Genomic DNA, 13,582 nt, shown 5'->3' with positions numbered 1-13,582 from the left:
GTCCCCACCCTGACAGACGGGAACCCGCCGAGGCACTGTGCCCGACGGGTTCCCGTCCATCGTGGTCCGACGCACCGGGTGCGCTCCGGTCAGGCGGGCTGCACCTCGCCGAGCTCGCGGGCCACGGACTGCGCGTGCTGCGCCCGGCGCAGCTGGTCCAGCGAGTCGGCCACCTCGCGGCGCAGGGCGGCCGGGGCGTCGGGGTGCTCCGCCAGCCAGCCCTCGGCCCGCTCGGCGTCGCCCTCGCCGCCGGGGAACATGCCGGGCACGATCCGCTCGGCGATCTCCATCGCGTGGTCGGCCCAGACGGACTCCAGCCGCTCGAAGTAGGCCGCGCCAAGCCATCCGAGCTCCACCTCGCGCAGCGGCTGGCGCAGGCCGGCGATGGTGGCGCTCACGTGGTCGTTGGTCATCGACAGCGGGGTGAGCAGCTGCTCCCAGGCCGCCTTCCGGGCGTCCTCGCCGGGCAGGGAGTGCACGGCCCGCAGGTGGTGCGTGATCGTCGCGTTGTCCCGCTGCCGCTCCAGCTCGGCGTCGAGCTCGGCCTCGGTGGCCTCCCCGATGGCGGCCAGGGCGGTCCACAGCTCCCAGCGGCGGTCGGACTCCAGCGTGAGTCCCTCGACCGGGCCGTGGCCGTCCGGCAGCTCGGCGCCGTCGAGCAGGGCCCGCAGGGTGGGGGCGGAGGCAGGGTCGCTGGCCGCGGTGGCGGCGAAGGCGCGGATCCACACCAGCTGGGCGTCGGACCCGGCTCCGACGGCCCGCAGGCGCTCCCAGCAGGCCTGCGCCCAGGCGCGGCGCCACGGGTCGCGCTGCTCGGCCGGCAGGTACTTCTCGATCGCCGCGCGGGCGTTGTTCGCCACGTTCTGCAGCATGCCGCCGTGGGCCTCCCCGCCCAGGTGGGCGATGGCGGCCTGCACGTACCGGGCGGGGTGCAGGCGGCCGTCGCGGGTGGCGTCCCACAGGGCCCACCAGGCCGCCGAGCGGGAGGTGTCGCCCTCCAGCGAGCCGAGGTGCTCCACCAGCGTGGTCAGCGAGGCGTCGTCCAGCAGGAGCTTGGCGTAGGTGAGGTCGCCGTCGTTGGGCAGCACGAGGTCGGGGGTCTCCCCACCCACCAGGTCGAGGCCCTCCACGCCGGCCAGGTCCACCGCGGCCTCGGCCAGGTCGAGCTCGGCGTATCCGGTCCGTTCCAGGCGGGCCGCGGGTCCGTCGCCCTGCAGGTGGTAGACGCCCACCCCGAGCCGGTGCGGGCGCAGCACCTCGCGCCCGGTCACCGGGTCGGTGCACTGCTGGGTGAGGCGGGCGGAGGTGACGCGCTCGCCGTCGCCGTCCTCCTGGCCGTCACCGTTGGTGCCCAGCTCGACGGCCAGCGAGGAGACACCCGCGGTCCGCAGCCAGGGGTCCACCCAGCCGTCCAGGTCGCGCCCGGAGGCCTCCTCGAGGGCGGCCAGCAGGTCCGGCAGGGTGGTGTTGCCGTAGGCGTGGCGCTCGAAGTAGAGCTTCGAGCCGGCGAAGAACTGCTCCCGACCCACGTAGTTCATGAGGTTCTGCAGCAGGGCGGCGCCCTTGGCGTAGGTGATGCCGTCGAAGTTCTGCCGCGCGGCCTCCAGGTCGTCGATCTCGGCGACGACCGGGTGCGTCGAGGGCAGCTGGTCCACCAGGTAGGCCCACAGCTTGCGGCCCACCGCGAAGGACACCCAGGCGTCGGTGAACTCGGTGGCGTCCGCGCTGGCCTGCGTGCCCATGAGCTCGGCGAAGGACTCCTTGAGCCACAGGTCGTTCCACCACTCCATGGTCACCAGGTCGCCGAACCACATGTGGGCCATCTCGTGGAGGATCGTGTTCGCCCGGGTGGCGCGCTGCGCCCGGGTCGGGGTCGAACGGAACACGTAGCTCTCGGTGAAGGTCACGCAGCCCGGGTTCTCCATGGCGCCGAGGTTGTACTCGGGCACGAAGACCTGGTCGTAGGTGCCCCACGGGTAGGCGACGTCGAAGGTGCGGTGGAAGAAGTCGAGCCCGGCGAAGGTGATGGCGAAGATCTCCTCGGCGTCGACGTGCTCGACCAGGCTCTGGCGCACCAGGAGCCCGACCTCCACCTCCAGCTGCTCGCCCGACGGGGTCGACCCGGTCCAGGTGCGGGCCGTCCGCTCGTACTGACCGGCGCACATCGCGCTGATGTAGGTGCTCAGCGGCAGCGTGGGCGCGAACTCGCGGCGCACCCCGGCCTCCACCGCGGTGTCGCAGACGGTGCCGGCCTCCACCGGGCTGGCGCTCGCCTCGTCGGTGTTCGCGCGCACCACCCAGTCGGCCGGGGCGGTGACCACCCAGGTGATGGCCGCCTTGAGGTCCGGCTGCTCCAGGGTGGCGTACACGCGGCGGGCGTCGGCCGGCTCGAAGTGCGTGTAGAGGTAGACGCGGTCGTCGGCCGGGTCGACGAAACGGTGCAGGCCCTGCCCGGTGCGCCCGAAGGGCGAGCGGCCCTGCACCACGAGTTCGTGCTCGCCCTCGGTCAGGCCGTCGATGCGAATGCGGGCGCCGTCGAAGGCGGCCGCCACGTCCAACGGCTGGCCGTCGAGGGTCACCGCGTCGACACCCCCGAGGTAGTCGACGAAGGTGCTCCCCGCCCCGCTGCGGAAGGTCAGGGTGGTGCTGCTCGCGTAGTCGGGGCAGTCGACCGTGCCGGCGGTGCGGACGTCGAGCTCGATCCGGTAGGCCAGCTCGCTGATGAGGGCGGAGCGCTCGGCGGCCTCCGTGCGGGCCAGGTTGCGCGAGCGGTGGGGAGCAGTCGGTCGGTGCGTCATGGGGCCAGTGTCACAGGCCCGTCAACCACGGGTGCGGGGCCCGGTGGTCCCGCACCGAGCAATGAAGAACGAACATCTAAGCCAGCAAGTGACTTAACAACCACGGGTGCGGGGCCCGGTGGTCCCGCACCGAGCAGGACCGGCGTGCGGGATCAGGGGGTGTGGATCGTCCCCTCGAGCGGCTCGTCGTCGGGGCGCGGGCCCGGCTGGCCGGGCTCGCCCTGCTCGCTCCCCTGCCCCTCGTACGGGCGTGGCGTCGCCTGCGGGCGCACCCGCTTGCGGGCCGAGAGGTCGGCGTGGCGCAGCAGCTCGCTGAAGGCCACGTCCACGTGCGGGTGGGTGGCCACCGGGGTGTCCCCGGAGAAGACCACGAACACGGGCCGGGAGTGCAGGAAGGTCTGCAGGTAGGAGCCGTCCACGACCGTCCGGGCGTGCTGGGTCGCGCGTCGCCGGGCCACCGTGGGGCCCAGCGGGGTGCGGTCCACCAGGGAGTCGGTCGACCGGGGTGTGGCGTCCGACATGCGGGTGGCGCCGGTGTCGTCCGGGCGGCGGCCGGTGCGTCGCTCGACCTCCTCCACGATGCCCGGGGCGTGCTTGCGGGCCTCCTGCACCACCGTCGGTCCGTACTTCTGGGCGGCACCGACGATGAGCGGGCCGTACTTGATGGCCTTCTGCACCATCCGCGGGTTCACCATCGTCTTCTCCTCACGGTCGCGACACGGGCGGGAGGCCCCGCCTGCTCGAGGGACCCGTCGACGGGGCCCTCCCTATGCTCAAGGCTATGGATCCCTCGGACCTTCCCGCAGACCGGAGCCGCCGCGTCCAGCGACTCGAGTACGCCGGTGAGGCGCTGGACGTCGACGCGCTGCCCACCGCGCCCTGGGCGCTCGTGGAGGACTGGGTGCGGGTGGCCCACGAGCGGGCCGTCTCCGGCACGTCCCGGGCCGGCGGGAGGCGCGTGGGTGCGCGGGTCGACGGGGTGGGGCCGACCGTCATCGAGCCGGCCGCCCTGGAGCTGGCCACGGTGGACGCGGAAGGGGCACCGGACGTGCGCACCGTCCTGTGCCGGGACATCTCCCCGGAGGGCCTGCAGCTGTTCACCTCCCTGGTCTCCGCGAAGGCGCGGCAGATCCAGCACGAGCCGCGGGTGGCCGTCACCTGGACCTGGCCGGGCATCTTCCGCGCCCTGCGCTTCCGGGGCCTCGCCGAGGAGCTGCCCCGGGACGTCGTGGACGAGTACTTCCGCAACCGCCCCTGGGGCGCTCGGATCGGGGCCCACGCCAGCCGGCAGAGCCACCCGCTGGAGAACCGGGACGAGCTCGTGGCGCGGGAGGCGGAGCTGGTGGCCCGCTGGCCCGACACCGGGGCGGAGACCGACGTGCCCACCCCGGAGCACTGGGGCGGGTTCCTCGTCCGCCCCACCTCGGTGGAGGTGTGGACCGGCCGGGTGAGCCGACTCCACGACCGCTGGCGCTGGGTGCAGCCGGAGGCCGTCGGCGGGACGGGTGGGCCCCGCCCCGGACTGCAGGGTGGGGACCTCGCCCCGCTCGACGACGACGCCGCCTGGACCCGGACGCTCCTGCAGCCCTGACGCCGGGCCCCTGCAGCCCTGACGTCCTCCGGAGCGCCCTGCCGTGTGGCGTTGTGGCCATTGCGCCGGCCTGCCGTGTGGCGTTCTGGTCACCAGGGCGGCCATTCCGTCACACGCGGCGGAGTCAGAGCGGCCGTTCCGTCACACGGGAAGCGTTGGGGCGCTCCGCGGCTCAGGCGTAGTCGGCCCAGATCCGCTGCTGGGCGGCGTCCACGGTCATCTCCCCGCCGTGCGGCAGCACCCACTGCGGGCGGGTGTGGCCGAAGGGCACACCGCTTACCACGATGGCGTCCGGGTTGTGCCGTTCCACCACCTCGCGGACCGCGTCGGCCACCTCCTGCCGGTGTGCGGCGCGCGTGGCCGGCGAGGGCACCGACTCGTGGTTCGACGACGCGGGGCGGGCCAGGAGCACCGCCCCAGCGGACTCGATCAGACCCCGCTGGGCCAGGGCCTCCAGGTTGCGGGCCAGGACGTGGGCGGGGGTCACCTCCTCGCTGGTCTCGAGCAGGAGCACGCCGCCGGCCAGGTCCTCGGCCGTCACGTCCAGCCGGCCGGCGAGCGCGATCATGGGGAACACTTCGAGGCAGCCGCCCCAGGTGCGCCCGGTGACCACGCGCTGCGGCCCGGACCACTCCCACGGCTCGGTGGTCTCGCGTTCCCCGTAGGAGGTGAGGGCCTCCGGGGACTCCCAGCGCACCCCGAAGTCCTCCGACTCCCCGGGCTCGGTGATCTCCAGCCGCTCGCCGGTGAGCAGGGCCGCGCGCAGCGAGGCGGCGTGCACGGCATCGACACCGGGCCCGGCGCCGAGGTGCACCTGGGTGGAGCCACCGTGGAAGGCCGCTACTCCCGCGGACCAGAGCCACTGCAGCAGGTTGGTGTTGTCGCTGTAGCCGAGGAGGGGCTTGGGAGCGGCCCGCACCAGCTCGGGGTCCAGCAGGCCCGTCACGCGCACCTGGTCCTCCCCGCCGATGGTCGCCAGCACGGCGCGGATCGACGGGTCGGTGAAGGCCGCCACGAGGTCTCGGGCGCGGTCGGCCGGGTGGGCGCCCAGCTCGCGCGTGGTCGGGTACTCCACCGGCTCCAGCCCGGTCAGCGTGCGGAGCCGCTCCATCGCCTGCTCGTGCACCGCCGGGGCGACGGCGGGGGCGGCGAAGGAGGGGGAGAGGACCGCGATGCGGTCCCCGGGGCGGGCCTTGGGCGGTTGGACGAGGGGGCGCATGGCTCATGCTGGCAAGTCGCCGACGAACCGGTCGTGTGAGGCTGGCCTAAGCCACTGTCACCCCCTCCCCGTAGACTGCGCGGACAGCAGGCGGACCGGAAGGCGTGCACAGCCGTGAGTGACCTCATCGACACCACCGAGATGTACCTCAAGACGATCTACGAGCTCGACGAGGAGGGCATCCCGGCCCTCCGCGCGCGCATCGCCGAGCGCCTCGGGCACTCCGGCCCCACCGTCTCCCAGACGATCGCCCGGATGGAGCGCGACGGCCTCGTGACCCTCGCCCCCGACCGGCGCCTCCACCTCACCGACGAGGGGCGCACCCTGGCCGTGCGCATCGAGCGCAAGCACCGCCTCGCCGAGCGCCTGCTCGTCGACATCATCGGGCTGGAGTGGGAGTACGTCCACGAGGAGGCCTGCCGCTGGGAGCACGTCATGAGCGACCGGGTCGAGCGCAAGATCCTCGCCCTGCTGGAGAACTCCGCCGAGTCGCCCTACGGCAACCCCATCCCCGGCCTGGCCGAGCTCGGCGGGGTGGACGGCAAGACCTTCCGGGACGGCGTCGAGATGCTCACCGACGTCGTGAAGGACGGCCACCAGACTGTCTTCGTCCGCCGCATCGGCGAGCCGGTGCAGGTCGACGGGGAGGCGCTCGCACTGCTCACCGAGGCCGGGGTGCTGCCGGGCGAGCGGGTCGAGGTGCGCCTCGAGGGCGACCGGTACGTCGCCCGGGGGCTCCGGTCCTCCTCCGCCCCCGGCGTCTCCCTGCCCCGGGAGACGGCCGACCACGTCTTCGTGAGCCGGGTCGGCACCGACACGCCGGCCCCCCGGTCCCCCCAGGAGAGTTGATCCCCAGGTGCTCATCGCCCTCGGCGTCCTGACCGTCTTCGCCCTCACCGCCCTCACGGGCTTCTTCGTGGCGCAGGAGTTCGCCTACGTCTCCGTCGACCGGCACGAGCTGCGGACCCTGGCGGACGGGGGCGACGAGCGTGCCGACCGGGCCCACGCCCTGACCGGTCGCCTGTCCTTCCTGCTCTCGGGCGCCCAGTTCGGCATCACCGTGACCGCGCTGCTCGTCGGGTTCGCCGCCGAGCCCCTCATCGGCAACGGTCTGCGGGAGCTGGTCGGGGCGGAGGCCGCGTCCGCGGTGGCCGTCACGACCGCCATCTCGCTGGGCGTGATCGTCTTCTCGACGATCGTCCAGATGGTGCTCGGCGAGCTGGGGCCGAAGAACCTGGCGATCGCCCGGGCCGTCCCCGTGGCCAAGGCGCTGGCGGCCCCCACCGAGGTCTACCTGAAGCTGGTCGGCCCGCTGGTCCGCTTCTTCGACGACTCCGCCGCGTGGATGCTGCGGAAGGTCGGCATCGAGCCGGTCGAGGAGCTGGAGGCCGGGGCCACCCCGGAGGACCTGCAGCGCATCATCGACCAGTCCCACGCCAGCGGCCTGCTCGACGACGAGCTGCAGGACCTGCTGGACCGTGGCCTGGCCTTCCGCCACCGCACCGTGGGCGAGGTGATGACCCCGCGGGTGGAGGTCGAGACGATCAGCGCCGACGAGTCCGTCGCCGCCCTGGTCGACCTGCTGGCGAGCGGGCACAGCCGCTACCCCGTCTACGGGCGGGACATCGACGACATCGTGGGTGTGGTGGGCATCTCGGACGTCATCACCGTGCCGCTGGAGGAGCGTGACGAGACGACCGTGAAGAAGGTCGTGGACGAGGCGGTCTTCCTGCCCACCTCTCTGGGGGTCACCAAAGCGCTGGAGGAGATGCGCAGCCGTCACCGCCAGACCGTGGTCGTCGTGGACGAGCACGGTGGCTTCGCCGGGGTGGTCTCCTTCGAGGACATCGCGGAGGAGGTCGTCGGCGACATCCTCGACGAGGACGACGAGGAGGAGTCGCCCGCCACCGAGCGTGCCGACGGCACCTGGGTGCTGCCGGCCAACCTGCGGCTCGACGAGGTGCAGAAGTTCACCTCCATCGACCTGCCGCAGAGCGAGGACTACGACACCCTCTCCGGGCTGGTCCTCAAGACCCTCGGCCGGGTCGTGGAGGTCGGGGACGTCGCCGAGATCTCCTGGGTGGTGCGGGACGGCGAGGGCTCCGCGATGCGCGCCCGCACCTCCTTGGAGGTTGTGTCGGTGGAGCGCCACGTGCCCGGCGAGGTGCTCCTCGCCCCGGTCGTCGTCGACGAGGCGGAGGAGGTGGCCTGATGGGGGACGTCGAGAAGCTCCTGCTGTCCGTGCTGCTGCTGGCCCTCAACGGGTTCTTCGTGGCGGCCGAGTTCGGGATCATGGCGGCCAAGCGCCACCGGCTGGAGGAGAAGGCCGCCGCCGGTGGCCGGGCCGCCCGGGCCGCCGTGGCCTCGTCCAAGGAGCTGAGCCTCATGCTGGCCGCCAGCCAGCTCGGCATCACCCTGGCGACCCTCGGCCTCGGTGCGATGGCCGAGCCGGCCATCGCCCACCTGCTGGAGCCGCTCTTCCACGCGGTCCACGTGCCCGAGCAGCTGATCCATCCGATCGCCCTGGTCATCGCCCTGACCTTCGTGACCTACCTGCACATGGTGGTCGGGGAGATGGCGCCGAAGTCGTGGGCCATCGCGCACCCGGAGACCGCGGCCATCGCCATCGCCCTGCCCTTCCGGGCCTTCGCGATGCTCACCAAGCCCTTCATCTGGCTGCTCAACGAGTGCACCAACCTGGGACTGCGGTTGTTCGGGGTGGAGACCGTGGACACCATCGAGGAGGAGCACGGGCCGGCCGAGCTGCAGCGCCTCATGTCCAGCTCGCAGGAGTCCGGCATGCTCCCGGACGAGGACGCCCGGCTGCTGGCGGGTGCCTTCCGGCTGGAGAACGAGCGCCTGACGAAGGTGGTGCGACCGCTGCAGGAGCTCGTGACCATCGACGTGGGCGCCACCGCCCAAGAGGTCGAGCGGATCAGCCGGGAGACCGGGCGCTCGCGGCTCATCGTCACGCACGGCGACCGGTACGTCGGCCTGGTGCACATCCGGGACGCGGTGCTGGCGCTGGCCACCGGGAGGAACCCGGGCGTCGTCGAGCTGCGGCAGCAGATGCCGACGCTGCGCCGGAACCTGCCGCTCATCGATGCCGCCGCCCAGATGCGGGCGCACCGGGCCCAGCTGGCGATGGTCGCCGATCCCGCCGGCCGGAAGGTCGGCATGGTGGCGCTGGAGGACATCCTCGAGCAGATCCTCGGCCAGTTCGACGACGAGACCGACGAGCTCGTGCAGGCGGCCGGGGCCCTGCGGCGGCTCCGCTGAGCGTGCTGCGGACCGGTGCGCTGGTGGCCCTCGGGGGAGGGCTCGGGGCGCTGGGGCGGGTGCTGCTCGGCGAGGGGCTGAGCGACGGGCCGGCGGTGTTGGTGGTCAATCTGCTGGGGGCGCTCCTGCTGGGGGTGGCTGACGCCCGCTGGCGAGGGCGGCGCCCTCTGCTCCTGGCGCTCGCGGGGACCGGCGCGCTGGGGGGCTTCACCACGGTGAGCGCGTGGGCGGCGCTGATGGCCGGCTCCTGGTCCTGGTTCTGGGCCGGGCCGCTGCTGCTGGCGGCGGGCGTGGTGCTCGCGCTGCTGGGCCTGCGACTCGGTGGGTGCCGGCCGGACGGGGAGCGGCGGGCGTGCTGAGCGGGCAGGTGCTGCTGTGGGTCCTCCTGGGTGGTGCCGTGGGTGCGGTGCTGCGCTGGGCGGCCGACCGGGCGGGGGCTCGGTGGTCCCCGCGGTTCCCGGAGCTGGGCGTGCTCGCCGCGAACGTGGTGGCCTCGTTCCTCCTGGGCTGGGTGCTGGGCGGGGAGCTGCTCCTGTCCGATCGCGCCCTGGCGGCCGGCGAGGGGTTCGCGGCACCGCTGCGGGGCGGGCGGCACTGGCTGGTGGGGGCGGGTCTGGCCGGGGCCCTGAGCACCTTCTCCTCGGCGGTGGTGCAGATCGCTCGGCGGCTGCTGGCTGGGCACCGGGTGGTGGCCGGGGGGTTGTTCCTGGCCACCTGGCTGCTCTGTGCGGGGGCCGCCCGGGTGGGGGCGTGGGTGGCGGTCGGTGGCCTGTGACCGGAGGTGGGTGCGGAACGGCCCGCCCACAGGGGCCGGGACGTCGGGGAGAAGTTGTCGGGGGCCTGACCTAGGTTGAGGCCGGACGGAAGGAGGGCCCGTGAGGTTCGTGCAGACCAGTGACTGGCAGTGGGGGATGACGCGGCGGTGGCTCGGCCCCGAGGACCAGGCGCGCTACACCCAGGCCCGCAACGACGCCGTGGTCCGCGCCGGGGAGGTGGCAGCGGAGCACGACTGCGCCTTCATCGTGGTGGCCGGCGACGTCTTCGACTCCAACCAGCTGCGCCCGCAGACGGTGCGACGCGCCATGGAGGCCCTGCGGCGCGTCCCGGTGCCCGTCTACCTGCTGCCGGGGAACCACGACGCCCTGGATGCCGCGTCGGTCTACGACTCGCCGACCTTCGCCGAGGCGGGGCTCGAGCACGTGCACGTCCTGCGGGACAGCACGCCGGTCGAGGCGGCCCCGGGGGTGGAGCTCGTGGGGGTGCCGCTGCACTCGAACACCCCGCACGAGGACGTGGTGGCCCCGGTGCTCGACGCGCTCGAGCCGGCCCCTCCGGGGGTGCGGCGGGTGCTCGTGGCCCACGGGCAGCTGCGGGTGCTCGACCCGGGGAACCGCGTCTCCGCGCTCGACGAGACCCGCCTGCGCCGTGCGCTGGACGAGGGCGTCGTCCACTGGGTGGCCCTGGGGGACCGCCACAGCCGCTGGGCCGATCCGGAGTCCGGGCGGATCCACTACTCGGGGGCCGTGGAGGTCACCGACTTCCGCGAGGAGCTCCCCGGGGACGTCCTCGTGGTCGACCTGGGCGAGGACGGGCAGGACCCGTCGATGACACCGGTGCACGTGGGCAGCTGGTCCTTCCTGCAGGTGCGTGAGGAGCTCACCGGGCTGGAGGACGTCCGGCGGCTGCGGGCCCGGTGGGAGCAGCTGGTGGACAAGGAGCGCACGGTCATCCGCCACGCGCTGAGCGGCACCCTCACGCTCACCGAGGACGCCGAGCTGCAGGACTTGCTGGAGTGGGCGCAGGACACCTTCGCCGCCGTGACGGCCTGGGAGCGGCACACCGACGTGGCCGTGGTGCCGGAGGACGCCGAGCTGGCCGACATCGGGGTCGGCGGGTACGTGGGACGGGCGGCGGAGGACCTGCGGGCGCTCGCCACGGACGGGGCGTCGGAGCGGTCGGCGGTCGCCGCCGACGCGCTGCGCCTGCTCCACCGCTACGCACGAGGAGGGGAGCGCGCATGAGGGTCCACAGCATCGAGGTGCAGGACTTCGCCGGGATCGAGCACTACCGGCTGGAGCTGCCGGAGCGCGGGGTGGTGGTCCTGGAGGGCCCCAACGAGGCCGGGAAGAGCACCCTGGTCCGAGCCCTGGACATGCTCCTGGCGGAGAAGGACCGGGGCCGCAACCGGCGGGTCCGGGAGGCGCAGCCCATCGGCCGTGACGTGGGCCCGCGGGTGTCGGCCGAGCTGACGGTGGGGGACCACCGCTTCCGGTACACCAAGCAGTGGCTGCGGGGGGTCATGACGGAGCTCCACATCAGCGAGCCCCGGACCGAGCAGCTCAGCGGCGACCAGGCCCACGAGCGGGTCCTGGGACTGCTCGCGGAGCACGGCGACGAGTCCCTCCGCCGGGTGCTCCAGCTGGTGCAGGAGGGGGACCTGGACGTCACCGGGCTGGACGCCTCCCGCACGCTGGCCGCAGCCCTGGACGCGGCGGCCGGGGGCGACCCCGCCGACGACTCGGGGGAGGCCGAGTCGCTGCTGGAGCGGGTGGAGACGGAGTACGGCCGGTACTGGACCGCCCGCCGGGGGGAGGCCACCGGGGAGCTCGCCACGGTGCGGCGGGAGCTGGCTGCCGCCCGGGAGCGGGAGTCCGCTGCCCGGACCGCGGTCGCGGAGGTCGAGGGCGAGGTGGAGCGGGCGGCCCGGCTCGGCGAGGAGGAGCAGCGGGCCCGGGAGACCGCCGAGCGGGCGACCGAGCGGTGGGCCGGGCTCCAGGAGCGGTGGGCCGCCACCGAGGCTGAGCGGGCCGAGCTGGAGCGAGCGCGGGAGCAGCGGGAGCGGGCCGAGCAGGACCTGCAGCGGGCGCGCCGGGACCACGACCAGCGGGTCCGGCTGATCGCGGAGGCCGAGCGGGCCGAGCAGGAGCAGGAACGTGCCGCCCAGGCCCTCCGGGAGGCGGCCGAGCCCCTGACCTTCGTGGAGGAGGAGCTGCGGGAGGCGCGGGAGGCCGAGTCCTCCGCCCGCGAGGCGGAGGCGCGGGCCCGGGCGGCGACGCGGTCGGCCGAGGGGCGCGAGGCGGTGGCCCGGGCGGCTGCCGAGCACGCCTCCCTGGCGGAGACCGTGGCCCGGATCGAGGCGCTCGAGGAGAAGCAGCGCGGGATCGAGCGGGTCCTGGCCGGGGCACGCGTGGACGGCGAGGCCCTGCGGCGCATCACGGCGGCCGAGGACGCGGTGCGCGCCGCGGTGGCCGGGCGGGACGCCGCGAGCCCGCGGGTCGAGATCACCGGTGACCCGGCGGGTGAGGTCCGGGTCGACGGGAGCGTGGTGGGGAGCGTGGACCTGCCGTGGGGGGCGACGGTCCACAGCGCGACGGTCATCGAGCACCAGGGCCTGCGGGTGCGGGTGGTGCCGCCGGAGGGTGTGGACGACTCGGAGGTGGACTCCGCGCGGCACGCGCTCGCCAAGCTGCTGGAGGAGCTGGGGGCCGAGAGCCTGACGGATGCCCACCGTCTGCACCACGAGCTGGCGCGGGCGGAGGCCGAGCAGCACGACCTGGCCGCCCGGCTCGAGGCGGCGCGGGCCGGGCGGACCCTCTCCGAGTGGCGGGCTGACGCGGAGGCTGCCGCGGCCCTGCTGGCACAGGCCGACGAGGCCGCTCGGGGGGACTCCGGGCAGTCGGGTGCCGACACCTCGTGGGCGGAGGTCCGAGCGGCCCTGGAGGAGGCCCGGAGCGAGGAGGAGCGCCGGCGACAGGCGGCTGCGGAGGCCACGGCCCGCGTGGCGGCCCGGCAGGAGGCCGCCGGCTCCCGGCGAGAGGCGCACAGCCGGGCAGAGGCCGCGCACGGAGCGGCGCAGCGGTCGCACGAGCTCGCGGCCGAGCGTCTCGCGCAGGAGCGGCAGGACCGTCCCGACGAGGCGCTGACCGCGGCCGTGGAGGAGCTCGAGCAGGAGCTGGAGCGGGCCGCCGAGCAGGAGACCGCCCTCGTCGAGCGGCTGGGGGACGCCGGGCCCTCGTTGGCCGACGACCTGGAGTCGGCCCGGGCGGCTGCGGAGCGCTCGCGCGCCCGTCTGGCGGAGGCCCAGGAGGCCCGGGTCCGCATCGAGGCGACGCTGGAGACGCTGGGGCGGGAGGGGCGCGCCGAGGACCTCTCGGCCGCCGAGGCCGAGCTGGAGCACGCCGCTGCCGAGGCGGCCCGGGTGGAGGCCCGGGCGGCCGCGGTGCAGCTCCTGCGCGAGACCCTGCACGCCCGGCGTTCGGAGGCCCAGGCCAGCTATGTCCGCCCCTTCCGGGAGGCCGTCGAGGAGCTGGGGGCGGTCCTCCACGGGGAGGGCTTCGCGGTCGAGGTCGCCCCCGATCTCACGATCACCGAGCGGACCCTGGGCGGGCGGCCCGTCCCGGTGTCCCAGCTGTCGACCGGAGCCCGCGAGCAGCTGGCGGTGCTCACCCGGTTGGCGGTGGCCCGGGTGGTGGACCCGGTACAGGGCGTCCCGGTGGTGCTCGACGACGCGCTGGGTTGGACCGACCCGAACCGGCTGCTGCGGATGGGGAGGGCCCTGGAGCGTGCCGGCCGGGACAGCCAGGTCCTGGTGCTGACCTGCACGCCCGGTCGGTACGACGGGGTGCCCAGCGCCCACGTGGTGCGGATCGACGAGCTGCGGGTCGGAGCCACGGGGTGAACCTTCTCACCCGGAGC

Annotated in this window: 11 protein-coding genes; 8 read left to right on the top strand and 3 right to left on the bottom strand. The window is 74.4% G+C overall.

Annotated elements, in window-relative coordinates; all coding sequences use genetic code 11:
* Positions 1 to 89: 89 nt before the first annotated feature.
* Positions 90 to 2,798, bottom strand: a complete 2,709-nt coding sequence (gene pepN / locus CFT82_RS04880; RefSeq protein WP_088817894.1) for an aminopeptidase N — start codon at positions 2,796 to 2,798, stop codon at positions 90 to 92.
* Positions 2,799 to 2,950: 152 nt separating this feature from the next.
* Positions 2,951 to 3,493, bottom strand: coding sequence for a hypothetical protein (locus CFT82_RS04875; protein WP_088817893.1), 543 nt, complete (start codon positions 3,491 to 3,493; stop codon positions 2,951 to 2,953).
* Between the two features lie 86 nt (positions 3,494 to 3,579).
* On the opposite strand from CFT82_RS04875, the gene CFT82_RS04870 reads away from it, so the two are divergent.
* A complete protein-coding gene (locus tag CFT82_RS04870) occupies positions 3,580 to 4,389 on the top strand; it encodes a pyridoxine/pyridoxamine 5'-phosphate oxidase (RefSeq protein WP_234994272.1) in 810 nt (269 codons plus the stop codon).
* Between the two features lie 172 nt (positions 4,390 to 4,561).
* Here the strand turns inward: CFT82_RS04870 and CFT82_RS04865 are convergent, their stop codons facing one another.
* Complete coding sequence (locus CFT82_RS04865; protein ID WP_088817891.1) at positions 4,562 to 5,608, bottom strand: S66 family peptidase; 1,047 nt, start codon at positions 5,606 to 5,608, stop codon at positions 4,562 to 4,564.
* A gap of 114 nt (positions 5,609 to 5,722) precedes the next feature.
* Here CFT82_RS04865 and CFT82_RS04860 point away from each other — a divergent pair, with 114 nt between their 5' ends.
* The 7 genes from CFT82_RS04860 (at position 5,723) to CFT82_RS12190 (ending at position 13,565) form a co-directional block, all read left to right on the top strand.
* Positions 5,723 to 6,457, top strand: a complete 735-nt coding sequence (locus CFT82_RS04860) for a metal-dependent transcriptional regulator (protein ID WP_088817890.1) — start codon at positions 5,723 to 5,725, stop codon at positions 6,455 to 6,457.
* Positions 6,458 to 6,464: 7 nt separating this feature from the next.
* Positions 6,465 to 7,820, top strand: coding sequence for a hemolysin family protein (locus CFT82_RS04855; protein WP_088817889.1), 1,356 nt, complete (start codon positions 6,465 to 6,467; stop codon positions 7,818 to 7,820).
* Positions 7,820 to 8,887: a hemolysin family protein gene (locus CFT82_RS04850; protein WP_088817888.1), complete on the top strand. Its 1,068-nt coding sequence runs from the start codon at positions 7,820 to 7,822 to the stop codon at positions 8,885 to 8,887. The genes CFT82_RS04855 and CFT82_RS04850 overlap by 1 nt, the downstream gene beginning before the upstream one ends.
* 2 nt (positions 8,888 to 8,889) lie before the next feature.
* Positions 8,890 to 9,246, top strand: a complete 357-nt coding sequence (locus tag CFT82_RS04845; protein ID WP_234994271.1) for a CrcB family protein — start codon at positions 8,890 to 8,892, stop codon at positions 9,244 to 9,246.
* Positions 9,240 to 9,662: a fluoride efflux transporter FluC gene (locus CFT82_RS04840; protein WP_159461861.1), complete on the top strand. Its 423-nt coding sequence runs from the start codon at positions 9,240 to 9,242 to the stop codon at positions 9,660 to 9,662. Before CFT82_RS04845 ends, CFT82_RS04840 begins: the two co-directional genes overlap by 7 nt.
* Positions 9,663 to 9,762: 100 nt before the next feature.
* Positions 9,763 to 10,908: a metallophosphoesterase family protein gene (locus tag CFT82_RS04835; RefSeq protein WP_234994270.1), complete on the top strand. Its 1,146-nt coding sequence runs from the start codon at positions 9,763 to 9,765 to the stop codon at positions 10,906 to 10,908.
* Positions 10,905 to 13,565, top strand: coding sequence for an AAA family ATPase (locus CFT82_RS12190; protein WP_088817886.1), 2,661 nt, complete (start codon positions 10,905 to 10,907; stop codon positions 13,563 to 13,565). The genes CFT82_RS04835 and CFT82_RS12190 overlap by 4 nt, the downstream gene beginning before the upstream one ends.
* Positions 13,566 to 13,582: the final 17 nt, after the last annotated feature.

This window comes from Kytococcus aerolatus (assembly GCF_900187395.1).
Lineage (GTDB): Bacteria > Actinomycetota > Actinomycetes > Actinomycetales > Dermatophilaceae > Kytococcus > Kytococcus aerolatus.
This window is presented reverse-complemented; position numbering and strand designations above follow the sequence as displayed.